Annotated in this window: 32 protein-coding genes; 8 read left to right on the forward strand and 24 right to left on the reverse strand. The window is 66.0% G+C overall.

The annotated features are described in order from the left end of the window. Positions 1-4 precede the first annotated feature (4 nt). Together DW306_RS19525 and DW306_RS19530 are read right to left on the reverse strand one after the other, a co-directional pair. Positions 5-310, reverse strand: coding sequence for a hypothetical protein (locus DW306_RS19525; RefSeq protein WP_136057238.1), 306 nt, complete (start codon positions 308-310; stop codon positions 5-7). A 74-nt stretch (positions 311-384) separates the two neighbouring features. Then, entirely contained in the window at positions 385-837 is a 453-nt protein-coding gene (locus DW306_RS19530) for a hypothetical protein (RefSeq protein WP_136057239.1), read from the reverse strand. Between the two features lie 130 nt (positions 838-967). Between DW306_RS19530 and DW306_RS19535 the strand changes: the two genes are divergently transcribed. After that, a complete protein-coding gene (locus DW306_RS19535) occupies positions 968-1,507 on the forward strand; it encodes an HNH endonuclease signature motif containing protein (RefSeq protein WP_136057240.1) in 540 nt (179 codons plus the stop codon). A 20-nt stretch (positions 1,508-1,527) separates the two neighbouring features. On the opposite strand, the gene DW306_RS19540 is transcribed toward DW306_RS19535, so the two are convergent. From DW306_RS19540 to DW306_RS19610, 15 genes are all read right to left on the reverse strand, one after another. Then, positions 1,528-2,367, reverse strand: coding sequence for an IPT/TIG domain-containing protein (locus DW306_RS19540; RefSeq protein ID WP_136057241.1), 840 nt, complete (start codon positions 2,365-2,367; stop codon positions 1,528-1,530). A gap of 54 nt (positions 2,368-2,421) precedes the next feature. Then, positions 2,422-2,850, reverse strand: a complete 429-nt coding sequence (locus tag DW306_RS19545) for a hypothetical protein (RefSeq protein WP_136057242.1) — start codon at positions 2,848-2,850, stop codon at positions 2,422-2,424. Then, positions 2,850-3,191 carry a DUF5403 family protein gene (locus tag DW306_RS19550; RefSeq protein ID WP_136057243.1) on the reverse strand — a complete coding sequence of 114 codons (342 nt, stop codon included), beginning with the start codon at positions 3,189-3,191 and terminating at the stop codon, positions 2,850-2,852. The genes DW306_RS19545 and DW306_RS19550 overlap by 1 nt, the downstream gene beginning before the upstream one ends. 4 nt (positions 3,192-3,195) lie before the next feature. Next, complete coding sequence (locus tag DW306_RS19555; RefSeq protein WP_136057244.1) at positions 3,196-3,546, reverse strand: hypothetical protein; 351 nt, start codon at positions 3,544-3,546, stop codon at positions 3,196-3,198. Beyond that, positions 3,546-3,950 (reverse strand): hypothetical protein, encoded by a 405-nt coding sequence (locus tag DW306_RS19560; protein WP_136057245.1) that lies wholly within the window; start codon positions 3,948-3,950, stop codon positions 3,546-3,548. Before DW306_RS19560 ends, DW306_RS19555 begins: the two co-directional genes overlap by 1 nt. Before the next feature lie 4 nt (positions 3,951-3,954). After that, entirely contained in the window at positions 3,955-4,419 is a 465-nt protein-coding gene (locus DW306_RS19565; protein ID WP_136057246.1) for a hypothetical protein, read from the reverse strand. Positions 4,420-4,485: 66 nt separating this feature from the next. Then, positions 4,486-5,481: a major capsid protein gene (locus DW306_RS19570; RefSeq protein WP_136057247.1), complete on the reverse strand. Its 996-nt coding sequence runs from the start codon at positions 5,479-5,481 to the stop codon at positions 4,486-4,488. 3 nt (positions 5,482-5,484) lie between these two features. Beyond that, entirely contained in the window at positions 5,485-5,925 is a 441-nt protein-coding gene (locus tag DW306_RS19575; RefSeq protein ID WP_136057248.1) for a head decoration protein, read from the reverse strand. 12 nt (positions 5,926-5,937) lie between these two features. Next, positions 5,938-6,684 carry a hypothetical protein gene (locus DW306_RS19580; RefSeq protein WP_136057249.1) on the reverse strand — a complete coding sequence of 249 codons (747 nt, stop codon included), beginning with the start codon at positions 6,682-6,684 and terminating at the stop codon, positions 5,938-5,940. Between the two features lie 62 nt (positions 6,685-6,746). Beyond that, positions 6,747-7,829, reverse strand: coding sequence for a hypothetical protein (locus tag DW306_RS19585; protein ID WP_136057250.1), 1,083 nt, complete (start codon positions 7,827-7,829; stop codon positions 6,747-6,749). After that, positions 7,819-9,168 carry a hypothetical protein gene (locus tag DW306_RS19590; protein WP_136057251.1) on the reverse strand — a complete coding sequence of 450 codons (1,350 nt, stop codon included), beginning with the start codon at positions 9,166-9,168 and terminating at the stop codon, positions 7,819-7,821. Before DW306_RS19590 ends, DW306_RS19585 begins: the two co-directional genes overlap by 11 nt. A 106-nt stretch (positions 9,169-9,274) precedes the next feature. Next, entirely contained in the window at positions 9,275-11,029 is a 1,755-nt protein-coding gene (locus tag DW306_RS19595) for a terminase large subunit (protein WP_136057252.1), read from the reverse strand. A gap of 3 nt (positions 11,030-11,032) precedes the next feature. Next, positions 11,033-11,530, reverse strand: a complete 498-nt coding sequence (locus DW306_RS19600; RefSeq protein ID WP_136057253.1) for a hypothetical protein — start codon at positions 11,528-11,530, stop codon at positions 11,033-11,035. Positions 11,531-11,651: 121 nt separating this feature from the next. Further along, the gene (locus DW306_RS19605; protein ID WP_136057254.1) at positions 11,652-12,245 is read right to left on the reverse strand and encodes a hypothetical protein; all 594 of its coding nucleotides are present in this window, start codon (positions 12,243-12,245) and stop codon (positions 11,652-11,654) included. A gap of 65 nt (positions 12,246-12,310) precedes the next feature. Beyond that, positions 12,311-12,562, reverse strand: a complete 252-nt coding sequence (locus DW306_RS19610) for a hypothetical protein (protein ID WP_136057255.1) — start codon at positions 12,560-12,562, stop codon at positions 12,311-12,313. Between the two features lie 360 nt (positions 12,563-12,922). On the opposite strand from DW306_RS19610, the gene DW306_RS19615 reads away from it, so the two are divergent. The 7 genes from DW306_RS19615 (at position 12,923) to DW306_RS19645 (ending at position 15,933) form a co-directional block, all read left to right on the forward strand. After that, entirely contained in the window at positions 12,923-13,156 is a 234-nt protein-coding gene (locus DW306_RS19615; protein ID WP_136057256.1) for a hypothetical protein, read from the forward strand. A 192-nt stretch (positions 13,157-13,348) separates the two neighbouring features. After that, positions 13,349-14,041 carry a hypothetical protein gene (locus DW306_RS19620; protein WP_136057257.1) on the forward strand — a complete coding sequence of 231 codons (693 nt, stop codon included), beginning with the start codon at positions 13,349-13,351 and terminating at the stop codon, positions 14,039-14,041. A 93-nt stretch (positions 14,042-14,134) separates the two neighbouring features. After that, a complete protein-coding gene (locus tag DW306_RS19625) occupies positions 14,135-14,692 on the forward strand; it encodes a hypothetical protein (protein WP_136057258.1) in 558 nt (185 codons plus the stop codon). A gap of 74 nt (positions 14,693-14,766) precedes the next feature. Further along, positions 14,767-15,093 carry a hypothetical protein gene (locus DW306_RS19630; protein WP_136057259.1) on the forward strand — a complete coding sequence of 109 codons (327 nt, stop codon included), beginning with the start codon at positions 14,767-14,769 and terminating at the stop codon, positions 15,091-15,093. A 20-nt stretch (positions 15,094-15,113) separates the two neighbouring features. Further along, the gene (locus DW306_RS19635; RefSeq protein WP_136057260.1) at positions 15,114-15,383 is read left to right on the forward strand and encodes a hypothetical protein; all 270 of its coding nucleotides are present in this window, start codon (positions 15,114-15,116) and stop codon (positions 15,381-15,383) included. Next, entirely contained in the window at positions 15,380-15,592 is a 213-nt protein-coding gene (locus DW306_RS19640) for a hypothetical protein (protein ID WP_136057261.1), read from the forward strand. Before DW306_RS19635 ends, DW306_RS19640 begins: the two co-directional genes overlap by 4 nt. 113 nt (positions 15,593-15,705) lie before the next feature. Then, positions 15,706-15,933 (forward strand): transcriptional regulator, encoded by a 228-nt coding sequence (locus DW306_RS19645; RefSeq protein WP_205814214.1) that lies wholly within the window; start codon positions 15,706-15,708, stop codon positions 15,931-15,933. Between the two features lie 6 nt (positions 15,934-15,939). On the opposite strand, the gene DW306_RS19650 is transcribed toward DW306_RS19645, so the two are convergent. The 7 genes from DW306_RS19650 to DW306_RS19680 all read right to left on the reverse strand — a co-directional run bounded on the left by DW306_RS19650 (position 15,940) and on the right by DW306_RS19680 (position 18,009). After that, positions 15,940-16,248, reverse strand: coding sequence for an HNH endonuclease (locus DW306_RS19650; protein WP_136057262.1), 309 nt, complete (start codon positions 16,246-16,248; stop codon positions 15,940-15,942). A 431-nt stretch (positions 16,249-16,679) separates the two neighbouring features. Then, on the reverse strand, positions 16,680-16,937 hold the full coding sequence (locus DW306_RS19655) for a hypothetical protein (protein WP_136057263.1): 258 nt from the start codon (positions 16,935-16,937) through the stop codon (positions 16,680-16,682). Further along, complete coding sequence (locus tag DW306_RS19660; RefSeq protein WP_240747285.1) at positions 16,934-17,161, reverse strand: DUF3039 domain-containing protein; 228 nt, start codon at positions 17,159-17,161, stop codon at positions 16,934-16,936. Before DW306_RS19660 ends, DW306_RS19655 begins: the two co-directional genes overlap by 4 nt. Continuing rightward, positions 17,158-17,364, reverse strand: coding sequence for a hypothetical protein (locus tag DW306_RS19665; protein WP_136057264.1), 207 nt, complete (start codon positions 17,362-17,364; stop codon positions 17,158-17,160). The genes DW306_RS19660 and DW306_RS19665 overlap by 4 nt, the downstream gene beginning before the upstream one ends. Next, entirely contained in the window at positions 17,361-17,558 is a 198-nt protein-coding gene (locus DW306_RS19670; protein ID WP_136057265.1) for a hypothetical protein, read from the reverse strand. Before DW306_RS19670 ends, DW306_RS19665 begins: the two co-directional genes overlap by 4 nt. Continuing rightward, positions 17,558-17,776, reverse strand: a complete 219-nt coding sequence (locus tag DW306_RS19675) for a hypothetical protein (protein ID WP_136057266.1) — start codon at positions 17,774-17,776, stop codon at positions 17,558-17,560. The genes DW306_RS19670 and DW306_RS19675 overlap by 1 nt, the downstream gene beginning before the upstream one ends. Continuing rightward, positions 17,773-18,009 carry a hypothetical protein gene (locus DW306_RS19680; RefSeq protein ID WP_136057267.1) on the reverse strand — a complete coding sequence of 79 codons (237 nt, stop codon included), beginning with the start codon at positions 18,007-18,009 and terminating at the stop codon, positions 17,773-17,775. The genes DW306_RS19675 and DW306_RS19680 overlap by 4 nt, the downstream gene beginning before the upstream one ends.

The following is an 18,009-nucleotide window of genomic DNA, read 5'->3' on the forward strand; positions in this document are numbered from 1 at the left end:
ACCCCTATTCGTTCATGAAGCTGTCGAGCGGACCGGAGACGAGCTCCGCGAGCGTCTTCGGCTGGAAGACGTTCTCGTGCTTCTCAGCACCCGGCCAATCGATGAAGACGCTGGGGTCTTTCACCTTGGAGAAGGACTGCACGACGGCGGCGATCAGGTTGTACATGCGTACGGCGATCACCGTGGCGGCGTCCCAGCCTTGAAGCTCCGGTGATCCACCTCGGATCGCGTAGACGCGCGAGTGAGGGTTCAGCACCAGATGGTTCGCGAGGTAGAGGACGTGGCGGACGGGCACCTTGCCCGCCCACACGTCGTCGATGTTCAGCCCGGAGTAGAACTGGGCCAGGTCAGCTCGGAGAGCTCCTTGAGTGTCGAGTTCGTCGATCAGCTCGCGGAGCTCTTCGATTCCCCCAGGGCATCCCGGTAGGTGATGTAGAGGGCCATGAAGTGGTCGTGGGTCTTGCCCTCGGACCACTCCGCGTACGCCTCCGGGTCGTCGGCGATCGTCTCCGCCCACTCGTCGATGCACGCCACGAACTCGTTGAGCTTCTGGAGCCGCTCGATGTCCTCGGGCTTCGCCGAGTCGAACTCAAGCGGCCCGCTGTCCTCGCCGGCGAACGCGCCGGACTTGGCGGCGTCGAGCACGAGGTTCGCGAAGTCGTTGCGGTGGCGGACGCGGAAGCGCGTCGCGGGGCGCATAGGGGGAAGATCGGCGAGCAGCTCGGCGAACAGCTCCGCCTGCTCCAGCTCGGCATCGACGACCTCGGACGGCTTCGGAGCGACCTTCGCGGTTGCCTTCGGCTTCCGGTCCTGGGGCTTGGTGGTGGGAGTAGGCATGGCAGACCTCTTTCATGCAGCGCAGACCTGGATGGGGGAAAGGTGACCCCGGGCGGGTCTGCGGCACTGCACCCGGGGTCACCAGCTTTTGAAGCTCCTCTATGTACGCGTTTCGCATACAATTGGGAGCATGAACGGCAACGATGAACGTGCTCGCTCGATCGAATTCACGACGGCCGGAGCGGAGAAGATGCGCTCACGCCTCGCTTCCCGCTCAGAGCAGGAAGGCGAATGCATCGTGTGGACAGGCGGACGCGGCCAGAACGGCTACGGCGTCACAGGCGGCGCGCTCACTGGCGTACGCCGTCGCCTATACGTTCACCGCGTCGCGTGGGCGCTGGCAAACGGGGCACTAACCGATGGTGTTGTCGTGCGTCACTCATGCGACAACCGACCGTGCATCAATCCCGACCACCTACTGATCGGGAAGACCGCCGACAACAACGCGGACACCCTCGAACGGTGGGAGGGCCGGTGGCAGTTCGGCGCATGGAAGACGCAGCGCGGGACCGGCCACCGTTCGGCGCGGCTCGATCCTGAGAAGGTCAGGGAGATCCGACGCCGACGCGTCGAGGGCGAAACGCTCGACGCGATCGCATCCACCTACGGTGTGAGCATCCAAGCGATTCATGATGTGGTGCACCGTCGGTCCTGGGCTCACGTGGAGTAAGCCCAGGACCGACGGAGCGACTACGCGCCTCGTGTGTACGCGAGCGCGGTGGAAGCGCCGGTGCCGTTCGTGACGACGATGGGCGCGGAACCCGCGGAACCCGCGGGCAGGGAGGCGACGATCGTCGAGGAGTTGACGACCGTGTACGCCGCGGCGTTGGTGGCGCCGAACTTCACAGCGGCCGCACCGGAGAGGCCGGTGAAGCCGGAACCGGTGATCGTGACCTGCTGGCCGGCCGCGGCCCCCGACGGGAGAGCGGTGTTCAGGATCGGCACGCCGGCGGTGAGACCGGTCTTGAAGATCTGGAACACACCGGGACGTCCGTTGACGGCCGGGATCGTCGCGTTGTCCGCGGAGAGCACCGACGCGGTCAGCGGCATCTCGAGGAAGTTCGCGGTGTCGACCGACGGCGCGTCACCGAGCGAGATCTCCGTGTTCGGGAGCCAGAATCCGACCGACGCGGTGGTGTCCTGGAAGTACAGGAAGAGGGACACCGGCAGCGGGGCCGGCGAGGCCACGGTGTAGCCGCCGGTGGACGGGTCGAAGTCACCGTTGAACGCGAGGTCGAGGTTGTTCTTGTCGAACTGGAGCGCGGCGACGTTCACGCCCCACGAGGTCGACCCCGTGGTGGTGCGGACGCCGTCAGCCAGGAAGGTGTCGAGCGACTCCTTCTCGCCGCCCTCCTTGGTGAACGCGATGGTGTTCTGCTTCGACGTGTGGCCGAGGTTCTTCCAGACCGTCGGGCCGTCCGCCTGGATGTTGAACGCTCCGAGCGGGTTGGTCGGGGGCTTGGTGTTGACAGGGGCGTAGAAGACGGTCCCGTGCCCCGGGATTACGAGTGTGGTTGCGTCGACAGACACGGTTCCTCCTGGATGGTTTGCAGACCCACCCGCGGGATTGCGGGCGCAGAAGGACTAGTGATTTCGGGCGGTGAAGTTCCACGATCCCGAGTACTGGATCACGGCCTTGGTCTCCATCTGTGCTTGCCCACCGACCCGGGAGAAAGCGGAGATCTCTTGATCGAGGGACTCGATCGCGCCGACGCCGGGGACTATCCCCTTGGTCGGGTCTTCCCACGCCCAGACGCCCTTGTAGATGGCGCGGACGAGCTCGTAGGCGGTCTTGGGGTCGTCGAAGATGTTGAGGGTGAGCGTGACGGTCCAGAGACCGTTCGCGTTCCCTTCCTGGGTCGCGACGGAGTAGTGCGTGACGAGCGGGATCTCCGCGTAGGAGCCGACGTCGAGGTTGCCGGCCACCTCGGCTCGCTCGGGGGTGACCTCGCGCACGAGAGTCTGGAACAGCCCGTCGTTGTCGAGCAGCTCGACGGCAAAACGATCGAACATCACTGCACCATCGCCAATCCGCGGGTCATCGGGTACTGACCCGGCACCCACCTGACCCGGCGCGCGTTCTTAAAGCGCACCATGTGGCCGTACTCGATCGAGGGCGACGCGGGATCGTCGGAGACGATGAGCCTGTCGTCGACCAGCCGTCCGTTCCCGATGAGGCCGGGCGCGGTGACCACGTGGAGCTTGCTCATGTACTCACCGGTGAGGCGGTTGGCCGCGGCGACCGTCTGAACGGCTCGGAGCGTCTTGCCGGCGGCGACATCCATCTCGGCGGACTTGCCGGCGACGCGGGCCGCTTCGACACGGACTCGGGGATTCACGTAGGCACCGGCCATGCGCTCACCCCAGATCCTTGAGCCACTTGAGCGTGACGCGGTAGTGCCCGGTCTTCCGCGACACCGAGTGGTGCTGCGGAGCGCCGACGGTCTCGAACAGCGCGCCGTTCCAGGTGATGTGCGAGTTCACGTCACCGGGCCACTCCTTCGCACGGACGATCGCCATGTCGACGACCTGGAGGCCGAGCGTCTCGACCTCTTCCGAGGACGACCAGTCGCGCACGGGTTCGACCATGCATCGGACGCCGATCGGCTTGCCGACCTCGTTCATGACCGGGAGGCCGCGCGAGTCGCGCGTCATAGTTCGGTTCTGCACGTGCACCAGGTGCGGGGCACGTCGGGTGAGAAGAGACATCAGCGCCACCCCTTCTGTCGGCTGATCGTGGCCGTGCCCGCCCTTCCGGAGCTCTTCGACTGCACCTTGCCCGTGAGGGAGCGCTCGTCGATGTCGCTGAACCAGATGTAGCCGGACGCCGCGAGGGTCTCTCGCTGGAATCCGTACTGGCCTTCGTGCTCTTCGCGGAAGCCGTCTTCGTTGCCCCAGACGCGCGCGGCGACTCGGACGACGACGGCGTCGTAGAGGCGGCGCGTGAGCACGCCGGACTCGAGGCGGGCGGCGACGACGCTCCCCCAGCGGCCCTTGATCTCATCGACGACCTCACCGAGCTTGCCCTCGAGATACTCGTCGGACAGGTCCGCGACATCGACGGTGGTGTACTTGGGGATCTCGTCGGGAGAGACATCGGGGAGCGTCGTCATCGGATCACTCCCCTGCGGACTCGATCGCGGCGCGCAGTTCATCGTCGGTGAGCTCGTCGGCATCTTCGATGCCAGCGTCCGTCGCCGCTGCGACCAGCGCATCGCGGTCCTCGTCGCCTGCGGGCGCCTGCTCGGCGGCGTCGGCGGATCGCTTCGCGCGGATGCGCTCGGCGATCTCCTTCTTGCTTCCGCTCTTCGCCAGCTCGAGGGTGCTGGCGATCTCGCGCAGCTCCGCGATGCCGAGGTCGGAGAGGTCGTCCGTCACCTTGACGGGCTTCTCCTTCGGTGCCGGAGTGGACGCCGCGGCGACGAGGGGCGTCTCCTGCGGCTCGCCGACTTCGGGAGCGGACTCGAAGAGTGCGGTGTTCGTCACCCAGTCGGGTGCGACGTCGCCGGGGCCAGCCGTGACGAGCACGCCACCGACAAGGCGTGCGACGTGCGCGTTGAGGATGTTCTGCTTCTTGCTCATGGGCGTTCTCCTTGAACGGCGATGGGGCGGCTCCCGGAGGAACCGCCCCACAGTGACCGGATGGGACTACGCGACCTTGAGGGTCGCAGTGTTGTCGGGCGACTGCACGACGGGGAGCGCGATCGCCGAGACGAGCACGTTGTAGCCCTCGGGGTCGTGCGTGTGCGTCGCACCCGAGAACAGGCCGGCGGCTTCGGCGCGGCTGATGCCGTTCTCCGGAGCCCATGCCTCGGCCGTCACACCGGTGAGGGTGCTTCCGAACTGAGAGCCGGAGAGCAGGACGATGCGGTCGGCCGGGAAGAGCGTCTGCTCGACGCCGGCGCGGTTGACGATCGTCTGCTCGTTGACGCGGACCTCGCCGTAGCCCCAGTCGCGGAGCACCGAGCGCACGTCCTCTTCGCTGACGCGAGAGGGCAGGTCGCTTCCGCGCTGCGTGACGAGCTTGATGATCTCCTCGTTCGTCTGGAGCAGGGAGAGGATCGCGCGCGACATGATGACCGACGAGATGCCCTTGCCCATGACGGCACGCATGCCGTCGAGGTCGGCGACCGGGTCGGCCCCGGTCGCGTTCCACAGGGTGGGCGCGACGCTCGACTGCGCCGCCTTGCGACCGAAGTCGATGACGACGTTCATCTCGCGCTCCTGGATGGTGACGCGACCGTGCACGAGCGCCTCGACACCGGCGAGCACGAGACGCGAGCCGACGGCCTGAGCCGTGCGCTGTGCGCGCTTCTCGAACGCACCACCGATCGCGTCCTCGAGTCCCATCATCGAGAGCTGCTGGTGCTCGTCGACCGGGATTCGAATGGAGATCGGGGGCAGCTTGCCCTCGGCGGTCTGACCGCCGCCGAGCTCGCCGACCTCGGACTCGGTGTTCCAGCTACGGAACGACGCCGCGGCCGGGAGCACCGACTTGCCGACGTTGACCGAGTAGTTCAGCGTCGGGGACGCTTCGAGGGGCAGGAGACCTGCGATCTCGAAGGACTCGACGTGCAGACGGAACGCAGCGCGGGCGTACGCGGTGAGCTGCGCGGGGGTTCGGTAGTTCTTCGTGAACGCCATGGGTCAGTCCTCCACGTGGGTGATCGAGACGCTCGACTTCGCCGTCTTCACGGTCGTTCGCTGAGCGGCGATGGGCAGGAGCGAGGGCTTGACGATGCCGTGCACGAGGCGGGCGAACGTCGGCTTGGCCGTGCTGGGGTCGTCCCCGAGCGCGACGCCCTCGTTGTCGTTGATGTAGCCGGCGAGCGTGCGACGCGGGTCGCTGTCGTCGGCGCCGGCGGTGGCGCTGTACGGGCCGTACAGGCCGTTCGCGAGCTTGGCGACCGCAACCCCCGAGGGGATCGTGTTCTTGTCCTGGCCCGCGATGTTGTAGTGCGTTCCCGAGGTGAATGCGGAAACGTCGAGCTGGCCGGGTCGAGCAGCGTCTTCACCGTGGGACGACGTGCGCCAACGGGTGTCCTGCTTGACGCCGGTCGCACGAGTCTTGATCTGGAAATCAGACATGATGTGTGCCTCCTAGGCTGTCTTGGGTTTCATTGCGTCGTAAGCGGCCTGCTCCATGGACGCGACCGAACCGGTCGAGCCAGGAGTGGGGGTGACGCGGCCGTCATGGTCATGACGGAAGCGATCGCCCCAGTTGTTACCGCCGGACTGAGGACCGTTGCCGCCCGCCGAACCGGTGGACTGCGCGAACGTCTGGACCTTTGCGGCGTCCAGTTCTCCGTCATCGCCGATGAACTTCGTCAGGTCGGCGAATCCGATCGCGGCGTCCACTCGGGCCACCGCGTCTTCGAACGACTCGTCGGCGGTCTTGGTGATCGCGACGAGCATGCCGCGCACTCCCGAGGCGAGGTGCTGGTTGGCGGTCTGGGCGATGCCTTCCGCGCGACCGGCGTTCTTCGCCTCTTCGAGTGCACGTTCGGAGTCGCCGAGAGCGTCGAGACGCGCCTTCTCGGCGGCATCCTTCGCGCTCTGCAGCTCATCCGGCGTGCCGAACGCCTCGTAAGCCTTGCGGGCTTTCTCGGCGTCCTCGCGTGCTTTCTGCTGGGTCTTCGACTGGTTCTTCCAGTACGCCGCCTGCTCCTCGGGCTTCATCTGCTCGACGGGAGTGTCCTTGGGGAACCCAAGGTCGTCGTCGGGCTTCGGATCTTCGTTGGGCTTGCCCTCGGCACCCTCGACGGGTGCGAAGTAGCGGAACTGCGGTCGGTGCCAGGACGGAGCGAACTGGGGACCGAGAACACGGATGGGCGTGGGTGCGGACATGGTGAACGAGCCTCCGAATCGGAAGGTGGAACCCGCCCCGGACCGGGACAGGGGCTTGGGGGTCAGGACAGGTTCGCGAGGGCGCGCGCGATCAGCGAGCGGTGCCAGGCGATGGCCTTGTCGATGTCCTTCACGGGGATCGGCTTGTCGCCGCCGGTGATGTCGAGCAGGTTGGTGCCGCGATCCTTCGCGTCCTGGAGGATGCGGATACTGCGCTCCGAGGTCGCGCGGTGCGCTTCCCACATCTGGCGCTGGTCGTCGGCTTCCATCCGCTTGTACGGCGTGTACTTCTGCCGCTTCGAGTCGCGGTTGACCTTCGAGACTGTGCGGAACGCGTCTCCCCTGCGGGTGAGGATCGGACCGAGTTCGCCGTGCTCGCGCACCTGCACCTTGATCCGCTTGAGGTCTTCGGCGTAGTTCGAGCCGGCCGCTTCGTAGATGCGGGCGAGGTCGGCGGCGTTGAGCTGCAGCCCGAGGTCGCGGTCGGCCGTCAGCGGCGAGATCGTGCACTTGCAGAGGTCGTGGAGCGGCATGAGCTCGCTCTTCGAGTAGAACCGCGACGACGCGACGACGCAGAGGCCGCACGTTCCCGTCTTCGAGAATTCGGGGTGGATGACGCGCCGGTAGCCGATGACCTTCGGCGACGCCCACATGACCTTCTGGGCTTCATCGCGCGCGGTGGCGGCGAGATCGTCGGTGACGATCGACGTGAGCCGGTCGGTGAACGACTTCCACTCGTCGTCGGAGACGCGGTCCGGCCAGTCGAGCTTGCCGGTCTCCGGGCTCGTGTGAACCTGGCGGATCTTGTGCTCGAGCTGGCGTGCCGGCCGCTTGTAGACCTCGACGATCGGCGTGCCGCCGCGCTCGTAGCTGTCGACGATCGGAGGGAGACTGTCGGGCATCGCTCCGATCAGCTCGAGCTGGCGGAGCATGAATGCCCGGGACAGCCGGCGTGCTCGACGGGTGGCGACGTCGACCTGCACGGCGGACGCCGCGGCCGCGGCGTTCACCATGTCAGGTCGACCCCACCACGAGAACGGGAGCCAGATCTGGAGCAGAACCCTCAGTAGCGCCTCGACGACGTTCGACTGCTGCGCCGCGTAGGTGTTGACGAGGTGCTCGTACTTGATCTCCTCATTCGCCACCGGCTGCTCCCGTCAGATTCACCGCCTGGTCGGGCGTCGTCGCGAGTGCGAGCGCCTGGTTGAAGGCGTCCTCAGCTCGATCTGTGACCGCCTTCTGGCGCTCCTGCGGCGTCATCTCGAACACCTCGGCGTCGATGTATGCCTGCGGTGCGCCGCCGGCCTTGAACTTCGGTGCCGCTTCGGCCTTCTCGGCGAGCGTCGCCGGGTTGACCTTCGCGAACTCGACCTGGATCTGCGTGAACTCGGACCGCGACAGCTCGCCCTCGATCTGCAAGGACAGCGACATCGCCTGAGCGAGCGAGACGCCGGTTACGCGGTTCATGCGCTTTACGGCGTTCACGAGCGGCTGGTGAGAGATCTGCGACCCGAGCGCCGACTGGTTCGCGTTCGACGAGTCGAAGAGGCTCATCGGCGTGCGGGTGATGGTGCAGAGATCCTTGAGCTCGTCCTTGCGCGCCTCGTAGATGGGGCGCACGTCCGTCGCGGCCGATTCCCACATCTTCGCGGACGCTGGGAGCGTCCAGAGCGCCGCGGGGCCGGTCCGGAAGACCTCGTCGTAGTCGATCGGCTGGCCGGCCTTGGTGGGGTGATCCTCGGGGTAGGTGTCGTCGAGGTCCGCCATCACTGCGCGCTGGCGGAACGACTGCATGACGATGAGGGTCAGAGCGTTGAGTGTGATCTCGTTGATGCGGTCGAGAGTGTCGAGGTGCTTCTCGTAGATGCCGAACCCGTCCGGCGTCGCGAGAGGGATGACCAGGCTGTCCTCGATCGTGCCTGTGCGGATGGGCTCCGAGACCCACGTCCAGTCCGACGTGACGCTCCATACGGTGCCGTCGGACGGCAGAGTCGGGACGGAGGTCGACCGGTAGGCCACACGGTAGTAGCCGGGGCGGAACAGCGTGACCTCCTCGGTGCGGAGGATCGCGTTGTAGCCGACGGTGATCGCAGCGCGGGTGATCCACGGGAACCGCGGGTCGGCCTCGCTGATCGTGTCCCACTCGTTCTCGATCTGCCACAGCGCCTTACCCCGGCTGTCCGGGGTGGTGATGATGTAGGCGCGACCGAAGTCTCCGACGTCGTTGAACAGCGGGACGGACTGCATCGCCATACGTGAGCGGTCCCAGATTGCCTGAGCGACCATGTCGCCGTTGTCGTCGCCCTGGGCCGACGTCCGGAAGGCGACAACCTCCTGGCGGTCCGTCCGAGCGTCGCGGAGGGTCTCGGCGACGTGCAGGCGCGACCGCCGGCAGAACCGGTAGTACTGCTCGCTCGTCGCCGAGTCCCACGTGTCAGTCGGGAGCAGAGCATCGCCGTCGCGGTAGGTGCTGAGCTTCTTCATCCGCGGGAGACCTTCGCCGAGGCGATTCGCCAGGCGAACGAGCCACCAGTCGTCGGAGTCAGGGATATTCGCTTCCGTCAGCACCATCCACCTCTTTTCCCCGGGATCACCGGACTCGACGAACTGTGCCTGTCCGCTTCTTGAACTGCTTCTTGTACCGTGCGCGGCCCTCGACGGCGAGACACATGCCGACTGCGGCATCCATCTTCTTCATCGAGCCCTTGCGGTCCTTGCCGATGACGTCGCCGGCCGAGCGCTTCCACCTGCTGGCGTTGAGCACGTGGCGTGTGAGCACCTTGTGGTTGCCGTGGAACAGCTCGCCAGACTTGATCGCGGTCTCGGTGCGCTCGACGACCTTCGCCATGACCACGTGCTGCGCGGTCTCGAACGAGATCGGCTTCGCTTCCGTGGCGCGCACGAGCAGGTCGGGACCGTACTTCGTCTCCCACCGGTCGACGTAGTCACGCCACAGCGGCGGGTCGGCGAGGAACGCGACGACCTTGAACTTCTTGAACGTCTCGTCGAGAACCGCCTCGACCTCTTGGTGGTCGATCGTCCAGTGCTTCGCTTCCTTCGAGTCCGGGGACTCCCAGATGTTGATGGGGAAGACGTAGCCGTCGTCGATGCGGCATGCGATGAGCACGGTCGCGTCGGAGTTGAACGATCCGTCGAAGCCGAGCGCGATCTTGTCGCCGCGCGCCGGCGGGCGGAAGCCGAGCTTGGTGCCGGCCTCTTTCGCGTCCTGGAGGAGAGCTTGCAGCCCGATCTTCGACCACTCGGTGGTCTTGAGCCAGGCGTGCTTGCCGGCGACGACTGCGTTGAAGAAGTACCGGATGGTGTCTTCTTCGGAGCGGCGCGGGTCGAACAGGTCGTCGAGCATGCCCTCGGGGTCGTTCCACGCGATCGCGTCACCAAATGATTCGAGGAATGCCGCCCGGAGGCGGTCGAAGTATTCTTCCTCGGTCTCGATGCGGCGTCCGGCCCGCTTCGTGGGGTCGGGCACCTTGATCTTGTCGAGCGACTCGACGTCGGCCCACCGGTGATCGAAGAGCAGACGCGGCCGTCGAGCCTTGCCCTCTTCGATCTGATCGGCGAGGAAGTAGGTGTCCTCGGCGACCGATTCGGCGCCGGGCTCGTACATCGTCGTCGTCTCGATGAACCACGTGCCCTCGGCACGTCGCTTCGAGAGGTTGCGGACCACGGTGTCGTACATCTTCCGCAGCGTGGGCGTCTCGTAGAGGTGGGTCTCGTCGAAGACCGCGAAGGTCTCGAGGCCACCGTCCTTCGACGCCGCGCCCGCGGTCGACGGCGTGATTGAACCGCCGTTGTGAGGGATCAGCACGCGGGTCTTGCCCGGGTCGACACCGTAGACAGCTTTCAGGGCGAACAGAGGGGCGTTCTCGTCGGTCAGGTTGTAGTACACGTTGTCGAAGACGTTGCCGGTCTGGCCCTCTTCCGTCGCCATGATCTTGACGACCGGGCCGCGGACGGGCTTCCCCATCGGCTCGCCCTTGGAGTAGGTGTACGTCTGTCCGAGGAACTCGTAGGTCTCGCCACCCTTCGCCCAGCCGGCGAACCGGGCAGGGCCGAAGGCTTCGAAGAGCACGAGCGCGGCCGCGAGGCCGGACTTGTCGGTGCCCTTGGGGCGGGAGAAGAACGCCGAGTTGTAGTAGCGCTTGCCGGCGGCGTCGTGGCCGTAGCAGTCGACGATGAACCCGGTGTATTCGTCCCCGTACTGGATGCGCATTCCCTGCGCACCGCCGCGGCCGTGGACGACGAACGATTCGATCCACCACGTCGCCAACCAGCCCAGCGAGCGGTTCCTGTCATGCCCCTTCGCGCGAATGAGTCGCCGGGGCATCGGCTACTCCTTGCCGATGCGCTTGCGACGATCGTCGATGCTCGTGACGTTCGAGTTCTTCACGTTGCCGACGGAGTACTCCTCGGGCACCTCGACCTCGAGCCGGAGACGCAGACGGTCAGCGACGGTCGCGCCGAACGAGTTCACGCGAATGCGGATCTCCGCCGCGCGCTCCGAGTTCTTCCCGCCGCTCATCCACATCTGGTGATGCAGGAGCGCGGTGTCGAGTAGGTAGTCCCAGTCGGGCGCGGTGAGCATCTTCACGGCTTGGGGCGACTCGCGCCAGTTCTGCCACCAGCGCACGGTGGCCGGGTGCCACTCTTCGCGCTGCGCTTCGCCCTCCCAGTAGTCCGGGTCTTCGTCCTTCTTCTCGACGAGCGGGAGGACGTCGTTCGGCAGATCGAAGCCGCCGAGCTTGCCGTCGGACTTGATGATGTCGCGCGTGACGGTGTCGCGAGCTCGTGAGCGCCGTTCAGACGGCGCCGGTCCCTTGCCAGGCATATGGGTTCCTTCTCCCGAAACGGAAGCCGGCGACCGAATCAGTCGACGGACGGCGAAGCGCCCGGGCACGGCGAAACGCCGGTCACCTCGAGGGTGATCGGCTGAATGCGATGCGGGCGCGCTACTTGAGCTTGCGGTCGGCCTCGTCGAGCCGATCGATGTAATTGAGTTCCTTCTCCCGAGCGAGTTTCACTGACTCGCGCAGGTTGGTCCTGGCTGCGTCCAAAGTGCGCTGTGACGTCACCTCGGTTCGGCGCGCTGAGGCCAAGCGTTCACGCGCTCGTTCGACGGCCTCCCTTGTGGTGCCAGTCACCTCTCCGACGTGTGCTTCGGCCTCCGACACGGCAGTTTGTCGGGAGGCGAGCATCTCGTCGTTGTGGTCGACAGAGCGCCATGCGCGGCGGAGTTCGTAGTAGATCCGCGTTATCACGAAGAGTTCTTGGTCTTCGGGCAGACGTGGGCCGTACTCCTTGAGGATCTCGAATGCTGCTTCGACCTCGTCTGGAATCGTCGATACCGACCGGCCCTCATCGAGCCTGAACTCGGCTTCGAGCAACTTCGCCTCAGCAGACCGCAGAGCGGCGCGCACGGCATCCCGGTTCTGACGCACCCTTTCGAGCTTCGGCGCCTGGCGAGCCAAGTAGTACGCCCGGCCAGAAATCATGACCGCGATCAGCGCCACGCAGAAGGAGAAAGGGTCGAATTGGATCTGCATGCTCGAAGCGTAGCGACTCATGGCGCATGATCAGCGGATGGGGTCGTCACGGCGAAGGCCGGTCGTCACTCCTCGTCGTCGGAGTCGTCGAAGTAGCCGGCGCGGATATCGTCGGGCGCGTCGACCAGCAAGCCCTTCACGACGTAGGAGGGCATTCCGTCGCGGGACGAGATCATTCCGGTGCCGTTGTCGGCCGGGGTGCTCCCGACGGTCGCTGCGACGAGGGTCCAGTCCGTGATGAGCGCGCCGGCCTCCCATTCGTCGGCTGCGTGCGCTCGGATCGCGGCGTTGATCGCCTCCCGGGTCTGAGCGCTCACGGTCGATCTCCTCGTTTCGGGGCCGGATCATGACCCCCCAGACTCGCGCGCACCGCGAGAGGCAGAACGCTTGCGGGCGGCATCCGCCCGGGGGCGGGGGGTGGGTGCCCCGGTGTGTCAAGTCATTGGACACTCGGCCGGTGTCTGGCGACTGGTGCCGGGCGTGAGGGCGTCATGTCGCTTGACAGTGGGTAGGTGTCAAGGGCTGTCAGAGCACGCCGGCAAGGTGTGCGGACTAGGTGAGGAGCTGTGCAGCACGACACGTGAAATCGGTACTTGACCTCACTCACACATGTGAGTAATGTCATGTGTGTCGGAAGTGGAACGCCGACACTCACAACACCGAAGGGAAGGGCCATCATGGCTACCATCAGCGGACGCGTCGCACGCGTCATCCGTCACGGGCACACCATCTACGGGAACCCGATCATGTCTCTCGTCTTCGAGGGCGATGAGTGGGGCGTATCGCACCGGATCAGCGATAACGCATCGATGGTCTATGAGATCGAGAATCCCAAGTACCGGGAAGAGGCGCACACGTTCGCGCTGACCCGTGCGGGGCGTATCTCTCACGTCGTGCGAGAGGCGGTCTGACGATGTGCGGACCGTGCGGATACGGCCACCCTGCCTACGCGGATGTCGTCTGTCAGACGGACAATGACGCGCACACCGCTGAGGCGAACGACTGGTGAACACTCCCCCGTGCGACGCGTAGGCGTCATCCGGCTCACTACCGGACACGGGGACAGACGGGGCGAGAGACGCCCCGCGAACGAAAGGAACATCATGCGCTACATCGTCGAATACTCCGATGGCGAGACGTCACGTCGAGTCGACGCGGACAGCCCGCGCGCGGCCATCGATCGGTGCCGGGCGTGGCACGGCGCACAGCCGGTACGCGCCACTCTCATCGATGGGGACACGGAGACTCTCGCGATGGTTGTCCCGTCGGGATATCGCCCCGGATACGTCATCCTCGGCGAGAGTGACCGTATGCCCGCATTCCTGCCGACGGACGGCCGGACATGGAACGGGTTTGCCCTGCCCATCTTCGACCGCGCCGAGATCGCGGCGAATCGAGAGGTGCTGGCGACGATGTTCCCCGTGGATGAGGCTTTGCCCGATGACATGGTGCTGTCGTGGAACGGTGACCGTCCGTCCGTCATCGATCCGGAATATCCCGAGAATGATGAGGTGCAAGACGTCGTCATCGATGGCCGGACGTACCTCGGCATCGGCGGCGGCTTCGTCTGGGAAGAGGACGGACCGTGGCAAGCGGATGCCCTGCCGGAAGGGTTCACGACGGTACGCGCGGCCATTCCGGCGGCACCTCAGCCGATGGACGGCCGTGTCTCTCTCGGCTATGACGAAGAGGCGCGCGCGTACGTCCTCCTCATCGAAGACGTGGAGGGTTCCGCGATGCCCGCACATCTGACGCTCGATTCTTTCGAGACGCTGGTTCGCGGCATCCTCGGCTAGTTCGGGCGTCTCCCGCGTGGACAGCGCGCGGGAGTGCATTGCATTGCATGACCTCGGGACGTGGAACGCCCGAGATATCGAAGGGATTGACTGGTGAGCATTCACAAGGGCGATTACGTCGCATGGGCCGAATACGTCGTCGGCGAGTCCGCGCGCTTCTATGACCACTGCGAGGGAGTCACGTACATCTTTGCGGACACTCCCGCGGCGAAGCGCTATCTTGCACGTTGCGCGACGCGCGGGGCGTCATCGGAGGAGGCCGCGTTTACGGGGGCGTGGCACGTCGTGCGCAAGCTGGTGACGACGGAGTTTCGCCAGTGGGTCGAAGAGTATGAGGCGACGGAGCGTCTCACGTTCTCCCAGTGGCGCGAGCGCGCGAAAGAGGAGCGCGTCGAAGCATCCTGGGAGGAGTCCGCGGACCGTGCCCTCGATCAGCTCGAGATGTTGCGCCGTCTGATCTCAGAGCGCGACTCGCTCATCCTCGAAGCCGCGCGGAAGGGGGCGACGAAAGTCGCGATCGCGCGGGCTGTCGGGCTGTCGCGTCAGCAAGTCCATACCGTCATCGCTGAGGCAGAGCTAGCGGCCGTCGTCGTGCCCGATGTTGCACCGTTCGATTCCTGGGAGGAGCTGGCCGCGCAGGGAGCGTTCTGAGGAGCGCGGCGCGTACCGGGACAGCCCGGCATTCCGGCTCACGACCGGAGACGCGCACGGGAGCAGATTGCACCATGGCCGCGGGACAGCGGGCCGGATCGAAGGGAAGTTGCACCATGGGCGCAGCACGAGAGAACGCGTTGCACGAAGCGATCGTTGCGATGGCTGAGGTCTGGGAGGACACTGCCGACGCGGACAACATGTATGCCGGGATGCAGTGGGTCGAAGCGTCCACGCTCGCGGCCGTATTGCACGCCGGAGGACGCCCGGATGTCGCGGTGTCCGTCGTCGTCTGGTGGGTCCGTTACAACCCTGAGGACGCGGAAGAGGCAGAGGCTTACGTCACGCCGACGCCGACCGATCTCATCCGCCTCTACGGGGACGCGGCGGAAGCGCTGTGAGCGGCCGAGGAGATTGCGCCATGGGCATCGCTGAGGCGATCCGCGGGGCGATGGAAGCCGCCGGGGAACTTGCACGGTACGAAGCCGACGGGGACGAGATTGCAGCGGTCAGCGGGGCGATAGATTGCATCCGCGCGACGCCGCCGGCGGACGACGTGGAGCTGGCCGCTGCGCGCGAGGAGCTCCATGAATTGCACGTCCGACGCCGGCACCTCAAGTGGCGGCGCTCGAGGACGCTCGAGGCGTTCGCGGGGCAAGTTGCACGGGAGGGGCTGTCTTGCGCCGCGTGAGCGTTCCGGTGATCGGACGCGTCATTCCGGAGCGCGTTGCATCGCGGCTCGACCTGCTCTTGCGGCCACGGGAGCCGCCGGCGATCTATGAGCGGAAGTTGCGTCCTCTCGCCGGCGTGCAGTGGCCGCGCGGCGCGGAGCGAATTGCACTCCCCGGCGAGGTGCCGATGTTCGACGTCGTCGAGCGCGGAGAGTTGCAGGAATGGTGACCGGGCACGAGAAAGCCCCGGCTCGAGTTTGTGGAACGGAGCCGGGGCTAGTGCTGAATACCGAAGGGAATTGCAGCGTGGATGAGTCTACTCGCGCGTGGGAGGATTGCACCATGACGGTGCAGTACCTCGGACCCGCGGAAGTTGCGGCGTACGTGACCAGGGAGCTCGGCGGTGATATTGCACCGGCGACGATCCGGCAGTACGCCGCTCAAGGGCGTATGCCCGCGCCGGACGTGCGCATCGGGCCGAATGGCGGATGGTCCGAAGAGACGATCGTGAAGTGGTGGACGTCTCGACCGGGTCGCGGTGCCCGGACGGATCTCGCCTCGTCGAAGTAGTTGCGTCTACGGGAGCAGTCCGGGGTGGCGGCGCTTCCGTGCGGCCTTCCGGCGCGCGGCGGCGGCGCGTCCGCCTTCGGACGAACTCTTGACGCCGTGGTGGTACTCGCAGAGTGCCTGGAGGTTCGCCGGCGAGTGGTCCCAGGATCTTGTCTGATCCTTGTGGTCGCACTGGTTCGCGTAGGCGTTGCACTTGCGCTCGGTGTCCGTGCGGATGTGCTGGCAGCGGTAGCCGTCTCGCTCGAGCACGAACTTGCAGCGCTGCGGCCAGTCAGGGGGAAGTTGCGACTTCCGGTTGCTCGTTGACCAGGCCATCGTCAGCCCTTGGCGCGGCGCGCGGCGCGGTCGGCCGCTTGGTCGTCCAGCTCGCAGCGGCGTGCGGCCTCCGGGCTGTTGTAGTCCGTGTCGCACTCTCGGCACGTGTGTGCGTGGAGGCGCGCCGCTTCGGTGGTGCTCAAGTTGCACCTCCGCGAATGTTGATATCGAAGGGATGTTGGTGCTCGCCTCACCGTGACGTGGCTCGAGCGTTTCCTGTTGTGCGCCCGTTAGGTGCGCGTGGCCGCGTGCTGTGCGCGGCGGTCCCTCAACCAGTCCAGTCGGGATCTGATGCCCGATTTGCGCATATTCCGTGGATTAAGCGCGGGAGGGCTATGTGCATTCGACCGACATGCCGGGAGGAACAGAAAACCCCCAGACGTGACGTCTGAGGGTGGGGGGTATGGACAAGTCCAACCATATGAAGACTATCAGGACTTCTTACGGTTTTCCTTCCGGTGCCATCGTGTCGAGTCCGGCGTGCCGACAGGGACGTCGCCCCATCGGACGGCGAGAGGCGGTCTGCCCTGCCCGTCCCATCCGGGATATTCGAACGTGGCGATGTCGTCCTTGCTGATCCACTCGTCGACCGTGGCGCGGGCGACGTTGAACAGCTTCGGAAGGTCGCTGACGCGGACGGCCGCGTCTTGCAGGTCGTTGGTGCTGATGTAGTCGCGCTGGCGGGTCACTCGGCGAGCCCTTCGTACAGCTCCTTGCACATCGGGCAGACCGTGCGCCCGTCGATGCCGTTGAACGGTCGGGGCACCTTCTTGCCGCACATCGCAGTCGGCACCTTCCCCTCGAACATCGCGGCGTCGAGAGCCTTCTTCGGGAAGTAATGCGCGAACCGGTCATGGTCCCCGTCGCTGGTGGTCGTGATGGTTGCCAGCTCTTCGAGCATGTCTGTGCTCATCGGTATCTCGATTCCTCGTATCGGTTCGGTTGCCCCCTGCGGAGCTTCTGCAGCTCGGCGTAGCGGAGATGGTTGTGATGGATGGCCTGTTGCTCTTCGATCGACTTCGGGATGACGTTGACCAGTAGCCCGGAGATCTCGACCACATCGGCGACGGGTACGAAGTGCTCGTCGCCCGGCAGATCGGGGTTGCTCGAGGTCACCGTTTCTCCCTCCCTTCGTGGTCGAGTTGAATCGCGGACCCGCCCGGGGCCTCGGAGTCACGGACAGCGGCTAGCACCGCGGCGCCGACCTCGACGAGATACGCGTCATCGCGGAAGTCTCGTCGGAACGCACCGTGGTTGTGCACGGCCTCCCACGCAACGTCCCCGATTCGTTTCAGCTCTTCGTCGACCATCACTCTCTCCCCTGCCGGTTCTGCTCGTTGAGCCGCCGCCATGCCTGGTACGGCTCGTTGTACTGAGCTCCTGCGACGACGACCCACTCACGGCCGCACTCGTCGCATTGCCAGATCGTCGCCGGCAGTAGCGCGGCCGCTGGTGGCCGGTCCGGGCATCCGAGCTGGGTTCCGCAGCGCTGCGCCGCGGTGGGCACGAACGTGATTCGGCCTGTCATCGGTCCATTCCTCTCGCTTCCGGCGACTTCTCGCCGACGTTGTACTTGTCGTAGTAGCCGGTCTGGTTCCGGACGTGGGCGCGCCGCTTGCCCTCGGCGGATCGGATGGGCCACTTTGCCGTGCGGTGCCCAGACTCTGCGGTGTGCGCCGCGGCCTCGGCGTCGCCGTGCATGACGGGGTTGCACCCTGTGACGACGCACCGCCGGCGGCTGTGCTGGTCGCGTTCAGCCAT

This window comes from Microbacterium sp. K24, assembly GCF_004794465.1.
Classification (GTDB): domain Bacteria; phylum Actinomycetota; class Actinomycetes; order Actinomycetales; family Microbacteriaceae; genus Microbacterium.